The sequence below is a fragment of the Agrobacterium sp. 33MFTa1.1 genome (assembly GCF_004328495.1).
Lineage (GTDB): Bacteria > Pseudomonadota > Alphaproteobacteria > Rhizobiales > Rhizobiaceae > Agrobacterium > Agrobacterium pusense.
The window spans coordinates 607,985-624,712 of the sequence record NZ_CP036359.1; the positions used below are offsets into that span (position 1 = coordinate 607,985).

The 16,728-nt window shown below is 60.0% G+C and carries 16 protein-coding genes; 6 read left to right on the forward strand and 10 right to left on the reverse strand.

The features are described 5' to 3' along the window. Positions 1-8 precede the first annotated feature (8 nt). From EYD00_RS16605 to EYD00_RS16640, 8 genes are all read right to left on the reverse strand, one after another. Positions 9-1,553, reverse strand: coding sequence for a glycerol-3-phosphate dehydrogenase (locus EYD00_RS16605; RefSeq protein WP_034497186.1), 1,545 nt, complete (start codon positions 1,551-1,553; stop codon positions 9-11). 165 nt (positions 1,554-1,718) lie between these two features. Further along, positions 1,719-2,135 carry a methylmalonyl-CoA epimerase gene (gene mce, locus EYD00_RS16610; RefSeq protein WP_034497189.1) on the reverse strand — a complete coding sequence of 139 codons (417 nt, stop codon included), beginning with the start codon at positions 2,133-2,135 and terminating at the stop codon, positions 1,719-1,721. Positions 2,136-2,147: 12 nt separating this feature from the next. Then, entirely contained in the window at positions 2,148-4,289 is a 2,142-nt protein-coding gene (gene scpA / locus EYD00_RS16615; RefSeq protein ID WP_034497192.1) for a methylmalonyl-CoA mutase, read from the reverse strand. Between the two features lie 133 nt (positions 4,290-4,422). Then, entirely contained in the window at positions 4,423-6,426 is a 2,004-nt protein-coding gene (locus EYD00_RS16620) for an acetyl-CoA carboxylase biotin carboxylase subunit (protein ID WP_034497194.1), read from the reverse strand. After that, positions 6,423-6,986: an RNA 2'-phosphotransferase gene (locus tag EYD00_RS16625; RefSeq protein WP_006697708.1), complete on the reverse strand. Its 564-nt coding sequence runs from the start codon at positions 6,984-6,986 to the stop codon at positions 6,423-6,425. The genes EYD00_RS16620 and EYD00_RS16625 overlap by 4 nt, the downstream gene beginning before the upstream one ends. Before the next feature lie 36 nt (positions 6,987-7,022). Then, positions 7,023-7,400 carry a hypothetical protein gene (locus tag EYD00_RS16630; RefSeq protein WP_004445608.1) on the reverse strand — a complete coding sequence of 126 codons (378 nt, stop codon included), beginning with the start codon at positions 7,398-7,400 and terminating at the stop codon, positions 7,023-7,025. A 21-nt stretch (positions 7,401-7,421) separates the two neighbouring features. Then, positions 7,422-8,318 carry a glutathione-dependent disulfide-bond oxidoreductase gene (gene yghU, locus EYD00_RS16635; protein WP_004445609.1) on the reverse strand — a complete coding sequence of 299 codons (897 nt, stop codon included), beginning with the start codon at positions 8,316-8,318 and terminating at the stop codon, positions 7,422-7,424. Between the two features lie 102 nt (positions 8,319-8,420). After that, the gene (locus tag EYD00_RS16640; RefSeq protein ID WP_034497197.1) at positions 8,421-9,953 is read right to left on the reverse strand and encodes an acyl-CoA carboxylase subunit beta; all 1,533 of its coding nucleotides are present in this window, start codon (positions 9,951-9,953) and stop codon (positions 8,421-8,423) included. Between the two features lie 118 nt (positions 9,954-10,071). Between EYD00_RS16640 and EYD00_RS16645 the strand changes: the two genes are divergently transcribed. Continuing rightward, positions 10,072-11,490: a helix-turn-helix domain-containing protein gene (locus tag EYD00_RS16645; RefSeq protein WP_034497200.1), complete on the forward strand. Its 1,419-nt coding sequence runs from the start codon at positions 10,072-10,074 to the stop codon at positions 11,488-11,490. A gap of 6 nt (positions 11,491-11,496) precedes the next feature. On the opposite strand, the gene EYD00_RS16650 is transcribed toward EYD00_RS16645, so the two are convergent. Next, positions 11,497-12,153 (reverse strand): DNA-3-methyladenine glycosylase family protein, encoded by a 657-nt coding sequence (locus EYD00_RS16650; RefSeq protein WP_162699271.1) that lies wholly within the window; start codon positions 12,151-12,153, stop codon positions 11,497-11,499. Positions 12,154-12,192: 39 nt separating this feature from the next. On the opposite strand from EYD00_RS16650, the gene gluQRS reads away from it, so the two are divergent. Continuing rightward, positions 12,193-13,092 (forward strand): tRNA glutamyl-Q(34) synthetase GluQRS, encoded by a 900-nt coding sequence (gene gluQRS, locus EYD00_RS16655; RefSeq protein WP_034497203.1) that lies wholly within the window; start codon positions 12,193-12,195, stop codon positions 13,090-13,092. Here the strand turns inward: gluQRS and EYD00_RS16660 are convergent. Further along, complete coding sequence (locus tag EYD00_RS16660) at positions 13,060-13,977, reverse strand: YihY/virulence factor BrkB family protein (protein WP_004445618.1); 918 nt, start codon at positions 13,975-13,977, stop codon at positions 13,060-13,062. The two genes, gluQRS and EYD00_RS16660, sit on opposite strands and share 33 nt — an antisense overlap. Before the next feature lie 179 nt (positions 13,978-14,156). Between EYD00_RS16660 and EYD00_RS16665 the strand changes: the two genes are divergently transcribed. The 4 genes from EYD00_RS16665 to EYD00_RS16680 are packed head-to-tail and all read left to right on the forward strand — an operon-like array spanning position 14,157 to position 16,590. Next, positions 14,157-14,990: an SDR family oxidoreductase gene (locus EYD00_RS16665; RefSeq protein ID WP_034497206.1), complete on the forward strand. Its 834-nt coding sequence runs from the start codon at positions 14,157-14,159 to the stop codon at positions 14,988-14,990. Positions 14,991-15,006: 16 nt separating this feature from the next. Beyond that, entirely contained in the window at positions 15,007-15,204 is a 198-nt protein-coding gene (locus EYD00_RS16670) for a twin transmembrane helix small protein (RefSeq protein ID WP_004445622.1), read from the forward strand. Position 15,205: 1 nt separating this feature from the next. Then, positions 15,206-15,784, forward strand: coding sequence for a cob(I)yrinic acid a,c-diamide adenosyltransferase (locus EYD00_RS16675; RefSeq protein WP_022563004.1), 579 nt, complete (start codon positions 15,206-15,208; stop codon positions 15,782-15,784). Positions 15,785-15,816: 32 nt separating this feature from the next. Next, complete coding sequence (locus tag EYD00_RS16680) at positions 15,817-16,590, forward strand: rhomboid family intramembrane serine protease (RefSeq protein ID WP_034497209.1); 774 nt, start codon at positions 15,817-15,819, stop codon at positions 16,588-16,590. The last annotated feature ends 138 nt before the right edge of the window (positions 16,591-16,728 follow it).

Below are 16,728 nucleotides of genomic sequence, written 5' to 3' on the forward strand. Positions count from 1 at the left end.
GAAGACGTTTAGGCTCGCTCCACCGCAGCTTGCGCCTCTTTCCTTCCACCCGTCAGCTTGGATACGAAGTCATCCAGCTCGGCAGCCTCGGCCTTGTTCAGGCGAAGGCCCTGTTTCGTGCGTCGCCAGAGAATGTCCTCGGCCGTGCAGGCCCATTCCTGCTCAACCAGCCAGCGCACCTCGCATTCATAGAGCGTGCCGCCGAAATGCCGGCCGAGCCCGGCGGCATCGGTAACGCTGCCCAACAATTCCGCAGCCTTCGTACCGTAGTTTCTGACTAGCCGCTCGGCATGGTGTCTATCGAGGAAAGGATATCGGGAGACAAGCGCCCGCACCTGCGTCTCATATCTCCCCGCGCCGAAATCTCCGCCCGGCAAGTGTGAGCCCGCCGTCCATGGCTTGCCCTTTTCGCCGATCGCCGCGCCGATCTTTTCCAGCGCATGTTCCGCCAGCCGTCGATAGGTGGTGAGCTTGCCGCCGAAAATATTGAGGAGTGGAGCTTGCCCGTTGCCCTCCTCAACCTTCAGCACGTAATCGCGTGTGGCTTCCTGCGCTTTCGAAGCACCATCATCAAAGAGCGGCCGCACGCCGGAATAGGTCCAGACGATGTCTTCCGGCCGAACCGGCTCGCTGAAATAGTCGCTGGCGGCGTTGCAGAGATAGGAAATCTCTTCCTCGGAAATGCGAACCTTGGCCGGATCGCCCTTGTAGTCGCGATCCGTGGTGCCGATCAGCGTGAAATCCCGCTCATAGGGAATGGCGAAGATGATGCGGTTGTCAGGGTTCTGGAAGAAATAGGCGCGCGGATCGGAAAACTTCCGGCGCACGATAATATGGCTGCCCTGCACGAGCCGGACATTGTGGACGTCGATGCGCCCGAAGACGCCGGAAAGCACCGTATCCACCCAGGGACCAGCGGCGTTCACCAGCATACGTGCCTTGTGCACGCCTGCACGGCCGGTTTTTTCGTCCAGAGTTTCGATGAGCCAGAGCCCACCTTCGCGTCGTGCGGAAACGACCCGCGTGCGGTTCATGATCGTCGCGCCGCGATTAGCAGCATCGCGCGCATTGAGAACCACGAAACGGGCATCATCCACCCAACCGTCGGAATATTCGAAGGCCCTGGCAAAAGCCGGCTTCAGAGGCTTTCCAGCCGGGTCCTTCCGCAGATCGAGCGTTCGGGTGGCTGGTAAAAGTTTCCGGCCGCCGAGATTGTCATAAAGAAACAGGCCAAGCCGGACCATCCAGGCCGGGCGCACCCCGCCCTTCTGAATGGGCAGGACGAAACGCATGGGCCAGATGACATGCGGCGCCATGGCCCAGAGAATTTCCCGCTCCATCAGCGCCTCGCGCACCAGACGAAACTCGTAATGTTCGAGATACCGCAGGCCGCCATGGATGAGCTTGGTGGCGGCGGACGACGTGCCGGAAGCGAAATCGCCTTTTTCCGCAAGCGCCACGGAATAACCCCTGCCCACCGCATCGCGGGCAATGCCGCAGCCATTGATGCCGCCGCCGATGACAAAAAGATCAAAAATGTTTTCGCTGGACATGAAGCCTCCGCGACAATGCAAGGGAGAACCCTTTATGGAAAGACAATTACATAAAAACGAAAACAAAACGAATGTCAAAAGAAAACAAACGAACCACGAAAGCGCGTGTGAAAGCGCCGCCGTGAGCATTGCCTCACAGGGTTAGCCTCCTAGGAGATTTATGTTTCAGCCGTGTGTCTGAGAAACCTGCTCGAGCTCGTAAAGCACCCCGCCCATATCCTTCGGATGCAGGAAAAGAACGGGACTGCCGTGCGCGCCGATCTTTGGCGTGCCATCGCCGAGAATACGGACGCCTTTTTGAATGAGGTCGTCGCGCGCCGCCAGTAGATCCGGCACCTCGAAGCAGAGATGATGTGTGCCGCCGCCCGGATTGCGTTCGAGAAAAGCGGCAATCGGCGAGTTTTCCCCGAGCGGGTGAAGAAGTTCGATCTTGGTGTTATCAGCATGAATGAAAACAACCGTCACACCATGTTCAGGCAGGGCTTGTGGTTCCGAAACCGCCGCGCCAAGCGCCCTGTAACGGGCAATGGCGGCATCGAGGTCGGGTACCGCGATGGCGACGTGATTCAATCTTCCGAACATGGCCGCCTTCCCTCACACGTTCCGCCTGATGCCTTCGAGCAGGTCGAGCACCTTGTTGGCCGCATCCATGACATTGGTACCGGGGCCGAAGATGGCCGAGACCCCGTGGTCGAGCAGGAACTGATAATCCTGGCGCGGAATGACCCCACCGACAACAACGATGACGTCTTGCGCGCCTTTCTGTTTCAGCGCCTCGACCAGCTGTGGCGCAAGCGTCTTGTGCCCTGCGGCGAGCGACGACATGCCGACCACATGCACCTTGTTCTCAACCGCAAGCTCGGCTGCCTCCGCCGGGGTCTGGAACAGGGGACCGGCCAACACGTCGAAACCAATATCGCCGAAGGCAGACGCAATAACCTTTGCGCCACGATCATGCCCATCCTGCCCCAGCTTGGCGACCATGATGCGCGGTTTGGTGCCGATCCGTTCAGCCACACCTGAAAGGCGGGCGGCAAGCGTAGCGAGTTCCGGTTCATCCTTGTAGGCCTCGCCGTATATATCGCTCACCACTTCAGGCACGGCGGCGTGGTCGCCAAAGGCAACGCGCAGCGCATCGGAAATCTCTCCCACCGTAGCGCGTGCACGGGCCGCAACGACGGCGGCTTCGAGAATATTGCCCTTGCCGCTGCGGGCCACCTCTGAAAGCGCCTGCAAAGCGGCGGTCACGTCCTTGCCATCGCGGCGCCGGCGCGTGTCTTCGATGCGGCGGATTTGCGCGGCCCGCACGGCGGCGTTATCGATATCGAGAACATCGATATCCTCTTCATTCTCGAGACGATAGCGGTTGACGCCGACGATCACCTCCTCGCCCTTGTCCACCGCCGCCTGCCGGCGTGTCGCGGCCTCCTCAATCAGCCGTTTCGGCAGGCCTTCCGCCACGGCCTTTGTCATGCCGCCAAGCGTCTCGACCTCCTCGATCAGCGCCCAGGCCTTCTCGGCCAGCTCATTCGTCAGGCTTTCGACATAATAGGAACCGGCCAGCGGATCGACGACCCTGGTGACGCCGGTTTCGTGCTGGAGGATCAGCTGGGTATTGCGGGCAATGCGGGCGGAGAATTCCGTCGGCAGCGCAATCGCCTCATCGAAGGAATTGGTGTGCAGTGATTGCGTGCCGCCGAGCACGGCGGACATGGCCTCGAACGCAGTGCGGACGATGTTGTTATAGGGGTCTTGCTCCTGGAGCGACACGCCCGACGTCTGGCAATGGGTGCGCAGCATCAGCGAGGACGCCTTTTGCGGCTTGAATTCCTCCATGATGCGTGACCAGAGCAGGCGCGCGGCGCGCAGCTTGGCCGCCTCCATGAAGAAATTCATGCCGATGGCGAAAAAGAAAGACAGGCGGCCGGCAAAATCGTCAACATTCAGCCCCTTGGCCAGCGCCGCCCGCACATATTCACGGCCATCCGCGAGTGTGAAGGCAAGCTCCTGCACCAGCGTCGCCCCGGCTTCCTGCATGTGATAGCCGGAAATGGAGATGGAATTGAATTTCGGCATCTCCCTCGCCGTATATTCGATGATGTCGGCGATGATCCGCATAGAGGGTTCGGGCGGATAGATATAGGTGTTGCGGACCATGAACTCCTTGAGGATGTCGTTCTGGATGGTGCCGGAAAGCGCTGCACGCGGCACGCCCTGCTCCTCCCCCGCGACGATAAAATTGGCAAGAACGGGGATGACCGCGCCATTCATCGTCATGGACACCGAGACCTTGTCGAGCGGGATGCCGTCGAACAGGATTTTCATGTCCTCGACGCTATCGATCGCCACGCCCGCCTTGCCGACATCGCCCTCCACGCGCGGATGGTCGCTGTCATAACCGCGATGGGTAGCGAGATCGAAGGCGACGGAAACGCCCTGCTGACCGGCAGCCAGCGCCTTGCGGTAAAAGGCATTCGAGGCTTCCGCGGTGGAGAAACCGGCATATTGGCGGATGGTCCAGGGCCGTCCCGCATACATGGTGGCGCGCGGGCCGCGGGTGAAAGGCGCAAATCCCGGCAGGCTGTTCAGATGGGAAACATGTTGCAGGTCGTCGGCCGTATAGAGCGGCTTGACCTCGATACCCTCAGGGGTGTGCCAGACGAGTGTGTCCGGTGAGCGCTTCAGCTCCTTTTCAGCAAGGTGAAGCCAATCCCGCACCGTTTTTTCACCCGACATGCATCTCTCCCCATTTGCATTTCGCTCTGGCATTCCAGCGGGAGATCAAGGCAGATTCGCCCGGCCCGTCCGCAGGTCCGACCCCGTAAACCGCTCCGGCCGGTATCCGTTCCGGAAAAACCGGCAGCGACCTTCACTCGAACTCGAGAATAACCTCATCCACAGCGAGACTATCGCCGGGTTTCGCCGCCACTCTCGCAACACGACCGCGTTTTTCGGCACGCAGGATGTTTTCCATCTTCATGGCTTCCACCGTCGCCAGTGCCTGCCCGGCCTCTACCTCGTCACCCTCACCCACCGAAATACCGGTGATGACCCCCGGCATGGGGCAGAGCAGCAGTTTCGACGTATCCGGCGGCAGTTTTTCTGGCATCAGCAGCGCCAGTTCCGCCACGCGCGGGCTGCGCACGCGGGCGAGAACATCCATGCCACCCCAGCGCAGACGAACCGCTGCGCCTGCAAGATCGACCTTGACGGCAATGACCTCGCCCGCCACCGTAAACAGGCCAAGGCTTTGACCGGGAAGCCAGCCGGTATCGATGGTGAGCGCTGTCCCGTCTTCAAAACGGACCGCCGCGCCATCCGCACCGGTTTCAATGCTGAGCCGGTGGCGAAACGCACCAAACGAAACCATCCAGTCTTGCCCGATAATGCGGCGATGATTGCCGATGGTACCGGAAATTTCCACCGCTCGGTTCTGCACGCGCTGATTGATGATAGCGGCAATGGCAGAAAGCCTGCGTGCTGCGGCTTCATCCGGCTCGACGCCGGAGAAGCCTTCCGGAAACTCTTCCGCGATGAAGCCCGTCGTGAGCCTGCCAGAGCGAAAGCGTTCATGCTGCATGACGGCCGACAGGAAGGGCAGATTGTGGCCGATGCCCTCCACTTCGAAACGGTCGAGCGCCCGCCCCATGGCATCGATGGCCGTTTCGCGATCCTTGCCCCAGCTGCACAGCTTGGCGATCATCGGATCGTAATACATCGAAATCTCGCCGCCTTCGAAAACGCCGGTATCGTTGCGGAGAATGGTGCCGTTTCCCTGCGCCCCCTCCTGCGGCGGCCGATAACGCGTCAGACGACCGATCGAAGGAAGGAAGTTGCGATAGGGATCCTCGGCATAAAGCCGGCTTTCGATCGCCCAACCGTTCAGCTTCACATCCGCCTGTCCGAAGGACAGTTTTTCACCTGACGCCACACGGATCATCTGTTCTACCAGATCGATGCCGGTAATCAGTTCCGTTACCGGATGTTCCACCTGCAGACGGGTGTTCATTTCGAGGAAATAGAAGTTGCGGTCGCCATCAACAATGAATTCCACCGTGCCGGCGGAGTGGTAACCGACCGCTCTCGCCAGCGCCACGGCCTGCTCGCCCATGGCATGCCGAGTCGCCTCGTCCAGAAACGGCGACGGCGCTTCCTCGATGACCTTCTGGTTACGCCGCTGGATAGAGCATTCGCGCTCCCCGAGATAAAGGATATTACCGTGCCTGTCGCCCAGCACCTGAATTTCAATATGGCGCGGCTGGGTGACGAATTTTTCGATGAAGATGCGATCGTCACCAAAGGAGGATTTCGCCTCGTTTTTCGAGGACTGGAAACCCTCGCGCGCCTCAGCGTCGTTGAAGGCGATGCGCATGCCCTTGCCGCCACCGCCGGCAGACGCCTTGATCATGACCGGATAACCGATCTGCGAGGCGATCTTCACCGCCTCATCCGCATCCTCGATCAGCCCCATATGGCCGGGTACGGTGGAAACGCCGGCTTTCGCAGCCAGTTTCTTCGACGTGATCTTGTCACCCATGGCCTCGATCGCGCCGACTGGTGGACCGATAAAAACGACACCCGCCTTTTCCAGCGCCTGCGCAAAGGCAGCGTTTTCCGACAGGAATCCGTAGCCCGGATGGACCGCATCCGCTCCGGTCTTCTTGATCGCCTCAAGGATCTTGTCGATGACGATATAGGACTGTGACGAGGGTGCCGGGCCGATATGAACGGCTTCATCTGCCTGTCTCACATGCAGCGCATTGGCATCGGCATCCGAATAGACCGCAACGGTGGCGATGCCCATCTTCTTCGCCGTCTTGATGACCCGGCAGGCAATCTCGCCGCGATTGGCGATAAGGATTTTCTTGATCATTTGCCATCGCTTTCTGCAACATCGTTTTCAATCAGCATCAGATAGCCAACAGCGACAGCGTTCGTCAGCCAGACACCGTTCTCTGCCTGATAAAAACTATGGCCATCAGCAAACATCCGTTTGGCATCTACAAGCAGAATGGCTGGCTTTCCATGGCGCCGGCCAACCTCACGTGCCGTCGCAATATCTGCAGAAAGATGGACTTGCTGCCGACTGCCGGGGCGCAATCCTTCCTGCAGGATAGCCTCAAGGAAGCGCGTCGCTGTGCCGTGAAAAAGCCGAGGCGGAGGCTCGACGGGAGCTATACCAAGATCAACTTTCACGGAATGACCTTGCGCGGCCCGAATGCGACGACCGTCTTCCGACAGCGTGAAGCGCTTCTTGTCACTTTCGGCAACCACCGCCCGTAGGCCCACCTCATCAAGTGACGTGCCGCTCGAATTTGCCTTCGCTAACAAATCTGAGACATCTGCCCAGCCCTGATCGTCCAGGGTGAGGCCGATGCTCTCAGGCGCATGGCGCAGCACGTAACTTAAAAATTTGCTGGTTGCTGTCGACATAGAACTTCGCTCCCCCTTTGGCGGATGACGGAGGCCTCAAATCTCGAAAAAGTTCTCGAAGGATTCCGGGAAATTCTGCCGGGCGACGCGTTCGTCTATGACGAGCATTGCCTGATAGGAAACAGGGTCGAAATTTTTCTCCGCAGGTACGACCTCGCGGCCGAAAAGCAGGTTGAGGCGGGCGGCGTCGAGATTGCCGCGCTCGAAGGGCTCGGCACCGAAATGGTGCCAGAGCGAGTGCAGAAAGGCGGCATCGATGCGATGCTCCTTGGTGTCGTTGCGCGCCCGGCGGGGTATCATCTTGATCGGTGTTACCCCTTTGGGGTTGGCGCGGCGGATGGTGAACTGGACGCCCGTGCTCGGCATACCGGAAGGAAATCCCTTGTGTTTGGTCATTTCGGGCAGGTTCGCCATCTTTAGTCCTTCTTGTATCTGTTACGCCTTGCCGATCTTGTCCTGCGTCTTCGTGTCGAAGTCGGAGGCATCGTGGCGTTCATGCAATTGTTCAGACGGATCGCCGGAGGTCTTGTTGACGATCACGCCGCGTTTTACAGCAGGGCGTTCGCCGATTTCCAGCGTCCAGCGCATGACGTTCTTATAACCGTCTGCTTCAAGGAAAGCACCCGCATCGCCATATGCCTGGCCAAGCGCGATCTTGCCATACCACGGCCACACCGCCATGTCGGCAATCGTGTATTCCGAACCGGCGAGATAACGGTTTTCGGCGAGATGGCGATCCAGCACGTCAAGCTGGCGTTTGACTTCCATGGCGTAACGATCGATGGCGTATTTGATCTTGATCGGCGCATAGGCATAAAAATGGCCGAAACCACCGCCGAGGAAGGGGGCGGAGCCCATCTGCCAGAACAGCCAGTTCAGCGCTTGCGTGCGGGCATTGCCCTCCTTCGGCAGGAAGGCGCCGAATTTTTCCGCGAGGTAAACGAGGATGGAGCCGCTTTCGAAAACGCGCGTCGGCTCAGGCGTCGAATGATCCATCAGCGCCGGGATCTTGGAGTTCGGATTGACCTCGACAAAACCGGAACCGAACTGGTCGCCTTCGCCGATCTTGATGAGCCAGGCATCGTATTCGGCGCCCTTGTGGCCGGCAGCAAGCAATTCTTCCAGCATGATGGTGACCTTCTGGCCATTCGGCGTCGCCAGCGAATAAAGCTGCAGCGGATGCTTTCCGACGGGAAGTTCCTTTTCATGGGTGGGACCGGCGATCGGCCGGTTGATATTGGCGAACTGGCCGCCATTGCCCTTGTCCCAGGTCCAGACCTTGGGCACTTCATACCCGGTGGGGAAATTATCTGCTGAGGATTTTTCGGCCATGAAAATGTGTCCTTGTGCGTTTCAAGAGGACATCCGGACATCCGGGCGCCTGAACATCCATATAGTAAGGTGGCCGAAGCATTTTTCCAGCCCTTCAGCAGATCAGAGCGGAATGGTGTCGTGTTTCTTCCAGCGGGTTTCCACGCTCTTGTTGCGCAGCGACGCAAACGCGCGGGCGATGCGGCGGCGCGAGGAATGCGGCATGATGACCTCATCGATAAATCCGCGCTCCGCCGCGACGAAGGGATTGGCGAAACGCTCCTCATACTCTCTTGTGCGCGCAGCGATCTTCTCGGGATCGGCAAGCTCGGAACGATAGAGGATTTCCGCAGCGCCCTTGGCACCCATCACGGCAATTTCGGCCGTTGGCCAGGCGTAGTTGACGTCCGCCCCGATATGTTTGGAGGCCATCACGTCGTAAGCCCCGCCATAGGCCTTGCGGGTAATCAGCGTCACCATCGGCACTGTCGCTTCCGAATAGGCGAAGAGAAGTTTTGCGCCGTGCTTGATGACGCCGCCATATTCCTGGGCCGTGCCGGGCAGGAAACCCGGCACATCCACCAGCGTCAGCAGCGGAATATTGAAGGCGTCGCAGAAGCGCACGAAGCGGGCGGCCTTGCGCGAACTGTCGATATCGAGGCAGCCGGCCAGCACCATCGGCTGGTTGGCGACGACGCCGACCGTCTGGCCTTCGAGACGAATGAAGCCGGTGATGATGTTTCGGGCAAAGGCCTCCTGCAATTCGAAGAAATCGCCCTCGTCGGCCAGCGCGTGGATCAGCTCCTTCATATCATAGGGCTTGTTGGAACTGTCAGGGATCAGCGTATCGAGCCGCGCTTCCAGGCGCGCCGGATCGTCGTGGAACGGCCGCACCGGCGGCTTTTCGCGATTGTTGAGCGGCAGGAAATCAAAGAGCAGCCGCACATGTTCCAGCGTCTCGATGTCGTTTTCGTAAGCGCCGTCAGCGACGGAAGATTTTTTGGTATGGGTCGAGGCCCCGCCCAGCTCTTCGGCCGTGACGATCTCGTTCGTCACCGTCTTCACCACATCCGGCCCCGTCACGAACATGTAGGAGGTATCGCGCACCATGAAGATGAAATCGGTCATGGCAGGCGAATAAACCGCACCACCCGCACATGGCCCCATGATGACGGAGATCTGTGGCACGACGCCGGAGGCGACGACATTGCGCTTGAAGACATCGGCATAACCGCCAAGCGAGGCCACGCCTTCCTGAATGCGCGCGCCGCCGCTGTCGTTGAGGCCGATAACAGGCGCGCCGTTGCGGACCGCCATATCCATGATCTTGCAGATTTTCTGGGCGTGGGTTTCCGAGAGCGAACCGCCGAGCACGGTGAAATCCTGCGAAAACACATAGACCTGCCGGCCATTAATGGTGCCCCAGCCGGTCACGACACCGTCACCGGCGATCTTCTGGCTCGCCATGCCGAAATCCACCGCTCGGTGGGTGACATACATGTCGTATTCTTCGAAGGAACCCTCATCCAAGAGCACGTCGATGCGCTCGCGCGCCGTCAGCTTGCCCTTTGCGTGCTGCGCCTCGATGCGCTTGACGCCGCCACCGAGCCGAGCCTCTTCCCGCCGCGTTTCCAACTGCTCCAGAATGCCTGGCATGTATCCTCCATGCGTTATGCCACGATCAATAACCCAGAAAATACTCTGCCAGAAGCCTTGATCGTGCGCGTATGCGTGCCATAAATATTTGCAATATTTAATTTTGCAAAGTTGCAACATGGCGACGGAAAAACTCTTCATCGGCCGCAAGGTGCGCGGCCTTCGCGAAAATGCCCGCGCCACGCAGGCGCAACTTGCCGAACGGCTGGGCATTTCCGCGAGCTATCTGAACCAGATCGAAAACAACCAGCGCCCCGTTTCGGCCAGCGTTCTGGTGACGCTGGTGGAAAAATTCCAGCTCGACATGGCGGAACTGGCGACAGGCGAAAGCGACCGGCTGGTTTCCGCCGTGCGCGAGGCGCTGAAGGACCCGCTGTTCATGACTTATGAACCGGGGCTTCAGGAGTTGAAGCTGATTGCCCAGAACGCACCTGGTTTTGCCCATGCGCTGCTGCGGGCCCATCAGGCCTATCGCCAGAACAGCGAACAGCTGGTGCAACTGGATGACCGCCTGGGCCGCGGCACCGCACAGGTTGAAAGAACCCCCTATGAGGAGGTCCGCGATTTCTTTCACTTCGTCGACAATTACGTTGCCGAGATTGATCTTCTGGCCGAGGAGCTGGCGCAGGAACTGGAGATCGAGGGAGGCGAGACCGACAGCATTCTGTCAGCGCATCTCAGGAACCGTTACGGCATCCATATCACAAGAACCGCGGCGGCAGGCGGGCTAATCCGGCATTTCGATCCTGTCGGCAAAACGCTCGCCCTCAGTTCCTACATGGCCGCATCCACCCGCTGTTTTCAGCTCGCGTTGCAGATCGCCCAGCTTCACGCCGGCCCGACGGTGGACAGGGTGCTGGCCGGCGCCGGTTTCCGCAACACGGAAGCGGCCGAAATCTGTCGTATCGGACTGCACAATTATTTTGCCGCAGCGCTCATCCTGCCCTATGGGCAATTTCACCGGGCGGCACAGGAACTGCGCCATGATCTCGAACTTCTCGCCGTGCGTTTTGGCGCGAGCCTTGAGCAGGTGGCCCACCGTCTGAGCACCCTGCAGCGACCCGGCATGAAGGGCGTACCCATCTTTTTCGCCAAGATCGACCGCGCCGGCAACATCACCAAACGCCACAGCGCCACGCGGCTGCAATTTGCCCGGTTCGGCGCGGCCTGTCCGCTGTGGAATATCCATCAGGCTTTCGAAAGCTCCGACAGGATCGTGCGGCAGCTGGCGGAAACACCTGACGGCGTGCGCTATCTTTCCATCGCCACCCAGATCGAAAAGGCCGGCGCCGGTTTCAATACGGAAAGGCCGCGTTACGCCATCGCACTCGGCTGCGAGATTTCCCATGCGCAGAATTTCGTCTACGCCGACACGCTCGATCTCGGCAATGCGGCTTCCTTCAAACCGATCGGCATTTCCTGTCGGGTGTGCGAAAGGGTGGATTGCGTGCAGCGCGCCGTGCCGCCGCTGAAACGCAAGCTGCATTTCGATCATCTTTCACGCGGCGCCCTGCCCTATCGGATTGCCGATTTTTGACCCCGCTCAGGGCAGTGGCACCATCGCGCGCCGCATGATGTTGGCGTAATAGCCCCAGAAAAGCCGGGCGGCGACGGAGCGCCATGGCGACCAGAGTGTCGCGCGTTCCGCGAGCCATTTCGCTTCCGGCCTTATCTCCAGATCGAGCGCATGTGCCACCGCTGATCTCAGCGCCACATCGCCAACGGGAAAAATATCCGGATGCCCGCCGCAGAACATCAGATAGACCTCTGCCGTCCATGGGCCTATGCCACGAAGCGCCACCAGTTCAGAAAGGGCTGCACTCCCCTCCTTGCGCACCACGCCGTCAAGGTCGATCTGCCCTTCGGTAACGGCGCGAGCCAGTCCTTCCAGCGTCGTCGCCTTGGCGCGCGAAAGGCCGAAAGTAGCCCGCAATTCCTCCGGTGCGCCGAGATAATTTTCCGCCGTGACCGCCCCGCCCGTCCCGGTGAGAATACGCGCCCATATGGCAGTGGCGCTGGCGCGCGACACCATCTGCGAGACGACGATATGAGCAAGGCCGGCAAAGCCCGGCTCGTGGATGCGCAGTTCCAGCGGACCGGCTATCTCAATGACAGGGACAAGTGCGGGGTCGAGGCGGGCGAGATGCTCCAGCCCTTCGCTGATGTCATCCATCCCGGTGATGATTTTCATGTCGGTCATTCCATATGCCGCCAGCCCGCTGGCGGGGTGCATTAAAACATGGCAGAAGAAACCATGCCTTCATCCATCCGTCAAAAACCGGTTTACCGTTTCGCGCCAAGCCCCAACGGCCCGCTGCATCTCGGCCATGCGCTTTCCGCATTCCTGAACCATGACATGGCGCTGGACAATGGCGGCCGCTTTCTGCTGCGTATAGAGGATATAGACCAGACGCGCTGCACGCCGCAGCTGGAGCAGGCGATCTATGATGATCTCGGCTGGCTGGAACTCTCTTGGGAAGAGCCAGTGCGGCGACAATCGGAGCATTTCGATGAGTACCGGATGGCGCTGCACAGGCTGATCGAGGCGGATCTTGCCTATCCCGCCTTTCTCAGCCGTGGCGAAACCAGGGCCATTGTCGGTGCCTTCGAAGCGGAAGGCGGGATATGGCCGCGCGATCCTGACGGAGCGCCGCTCTATCCGTCCGTCGACCGCGAGAGGCCGAAGGCGGAACGGGCGGCCCTGCTCGCGTCCGGCCGGCAACACGCCTGGCGGCTCGACATGGACAAGGCGATCCGCGCCGCCCGCACCCCTCTGTTCTGGCAGGAGAGCGGCGACGGGGCGACGGGGCAGATCGAGGCCCTGCCCGCGCTCTGGGGCGATGTGGTGCTGTCGCGTTCCGACGCGCCTTCGAGCTATCATCTTTCCGTTGTGGTTGACGATGCATTGCAGGGGATCACCCATGTGGTGCGCGGCATGGATCTCTTCCATGCCACCGCCATCCACCGGCTGCTGCAGCAGCTGCTGGACCTACCGCAGCCCGCTTATCATCATCACCGGCTGATTTTGGGCACGGACGGGCGCAAGCTTTCGAAAAGCGAAGGCAGTACCGGGCTTTCCGCCCTTCGCGCGGAAGGAGCGACGCCCTCAGATATCCGCCGGCTTGTCGGCCTCCTCTAGCGCCTGCCCGCGGCGCGCGCCATTGCCGCCGATGTTACGGCGGATGATCTGCCGGACCTTGTATTTCATCAACGCGGCATTCACCTCCGCGCCGAGCATGAAGATGACGCCGACCATATAAAGGAACACCAGAACCACCATGACGGAGGCGAGACCGGCATAGGTGGCGGCATAATTGGCGAAGGTGGAGAGATAATAGGCGAAGATAGCCGCGCCGATGACCCAGAATATCATCGTCAGCAAAATACCCGGCCAGACATCCCAGATGCGGCGCTTGCCTGCGGGTAGCCACAGATGCGCCGCCACCAGCCCCGCCGTCAGCACCACGATGGTGCCATAAAGGCCGAGGCTGGAAATGGTGTTCAGCACATCCGTCAGCCACGGAAACCGCCGTTCGGCGAAGGACATGGCGACCGGCACGGCGACGAGCACGGTGCTGATGCCGGCAAAGACCACAACGGCAATCAGGACATAAAGCAGGCTGAGCAGCCGGGTCACATACCACCAGCGCGTTTCCGTGACGCGATAGGCGCGGTTCAGCGAAATGCGCAGCGCCTCGACGCCGTTCGAGGCGAAGTATGCGGCCGCCAGCACCGAAATCGTCAGCAGGCCGCCGCGCGGGATGGTGAGAACCTGCTGCACCTGAGCTGCCAGCGGACCGGCAATTGCTTCCGGCCAGGTGTCGAAAATCAGATGCACCGCCGTTTCGGAGAACTGGTCGGCGCCCAGAAAACCGGCCAGCGCCGTGCCGAAGATCAGGAACGGAAACAGCGCCAGCAGGATGGACAGCGCCATGTGGCTCGCCATCGCCCAGCCGTCATCCTCGGCGAAATGGGAATAGGCATCGAAGGCAACCTTGCCTGCCAGGCGCACTGCGGCAACCATGTCGCCTCCATTCATCGGCATTTCATTTGTAACTTCGCCCCGAATATGGGAAATCAGCTTCGTTTTGTACAGTGCGCAAGCTGACCTTTCGGTTCCCGAAGGACACGGATTTCGCGCGATTGGATTTTAACGGGCCGGGTAATCGGACCAGAGCGACAGTCGGTTTCCCGGAGCGGCAAATGTCTGAAAAACCCGTCATCATCATCACCGGATGTTCCTCGGGCATCGGCGCCTATTGCGCCGGCGCGCTCCACCGGGACGGCTGGCGGGTCTTTGCCACGGTGCGGCGCATCGCTGACATGGCAGCCCTCGAAAATCAGGGCATAGAAACCCTGATCATGGATTACACAAAGCCCGAAACTATCGCCGCGCTGGTGGACACCGTCTCCGCCCGCACCGGCGGCCGCATCGATGCGCTTTTCAACAATGGTGCCTATGGCCAGCCGGGCGCGGTGGAGGACCTGCCAGTCGAAGCGCTGAGAGCCCAGTTCGAAACCAATGTCTTCGGCTGGCACGATCTGACGCGGCGGGTCATTCCCTTTATGCGGGCGCGTGGTGCGGGCCGCATCGTGCATTGCTCGTCCATTCTCGGGCTCGTGCCCTATCGCTATCGCGGCGCCTACACCGCTTCGAAATTCGCGCTTGAGGGGCTGGGCGTCACCCTGCGCATGGAGCTTCAGGGCAGCGGTATCCATGTCAGTCTGATCGAACCCGGCCCGATCACGTCGAAATTCACCGCGACGGCGCTTGCTCATATCAATGAGCATATCGATCTCGAAAATTCGGCCCATGCGGCAGAATATAAACGCCAGCTGGCGCGTATGGATGGTTCCGGCCCCGTCAACCGTCACAAGCTCGGCCCGAATGCCGTTTATGCCGTGCTGAAACACGCCCTGACGGCTGCAAGGCCGAAACCACATTATCCCGTTACCGTTCCGGCCAAACAGGGGCTTATGCTGAAACGGCTCTTGCCTGCCGGACTTTTCTATCGTCTGCTGCGCAGATTCGATTGAGGAGGAGTAATACCGCATGTCCGGCTTCACCACCGTTCTGGCCCTTATCGTCATGGGGCTTGTCGTCATCGTGTTGATACGCGGCCTCTTCAACATGCTGAAGGGACAGGACGCCAACCGGTCCAACAAGCTGATGCAGCTTCGCCTGCTTCTGCAGGCCATTGCCATCGCTCTGATCATGCTCACCCTCTGGCTCACCGGAGGCGGCCGCTGACATGGTGAAACTGAACAAGATCTACACCCGCACCGGCGACAAGGGCACGACGGCGCTGGTTTCCGGCCCGCGCCGACCGAAGCACGATCTGCGCGTCGAAGCCTATGGCACGGTGGACGAGACCAATTCGGCCATCGGTGTCGCGCGGCTTCACACGGCTGGGCTGGAAAAGCTGGATGCCATGCTTTTCCGCATCCAGAACGATCTTTTCGACCTCGGCGCCGATCTTGCCACGCCTGACGATGGCGAACCACTGCCTTACGAACCGTTGCGTATAGTCGAAAGCCAGGTCACACGGCTGGAAAGCGAAATCGACGACCTCAACGCCACCCTCGAACCGTTGACGTCCTTCGTGCTGCCGGGCGGCAGCGCCGCGGCGGCAAATCTGCATTTGGCACGCACGGTTTGCCGGCGCGCAGAAAGGCTGATGGTGGAGCTTTCCGTCACCGAGAATGAGATCGTCAGCCCGGCCGCCATCAAATATGCCAATCGCCTCTCCGACTTCCTGTTTGTCGCGGCCCGTTTCGCCAATGATGCCGGCAAGGCCGACATATTGTGGGTTCCGGGCAAGAACCGCTAAGGCGTTTCAACGACGCAACAAAAGGGCGTTCGATGTTCATACCGCTGCACGATGCGAATTCCCTCAAGCATATCCGGCTGCAATATGTCACCATCGGCCTGATCGTGGTCAACGTGCTGGTCTGGCTGTTTACCGGCGTGCTGGCCAGCGACACCGAAGCCAATGCCGCTGCCCTCGGCCTCGGCTTCATTCCCGCCGTGGTGTTCGATCACGCCTATCTGGAACCCGCCCTGCAGGTCGTGCCTGATGACCTCACCGCCATCACCTATGCCTTTCTTCATCTCGATTTCTGGCATCTGGCCGGCAACATGCTGTTTCTCTGGGTCTTCGGCGACAATGTCGAGGATGCGCTCGGCCATTTTCGTTTCCTGATCTTCTATCTCGCCTGTGCCATCGCCGGCGCGCTGTTTCACGGTTTCGTCTCACCCACCTCGGAAGGACCACTGATCGGTGCCTCGGGTGCGGTTTCCAGCGTCGTCGCGGCCTATTTCCTGCTGCATCCAAAAGTGCGCGTCTGGGTGCTGGTCCTCATGCGCATTCCGCTTCCACTGCCCGCCTTCATTCCCCTGGCGCTGTGGATCGGCCAGCAGTTCCTGATGCTGGCGCTCGGGCTGGAAGAGAACGTCTCCTGGGGCGCGCATGTCGGCGGCATCTTGGCGGGCGCCATCATGGTAATTTTCATGCGCAGACGGGGCGTTCCCCTGTTTGATCGCACCATTGTCCCGCCGAGGGCGGCGCAGTTCAAAAATACGTCGCAAACGGCGGGGTTGTCGCAAATCGAACGCGGCTATGACGGGGGTAGATGAGAGGTCACGTCAGAGATAGAGTATTTACGTTAACGTCAACGTAAGATATGCCTTGTGTGCATGCGATAATGAAGATTGCTCCGTTGTAATTGCGGGAAAAATGCTTATCCATGTCGCCAACCTGTTTTTGGAGGTCCG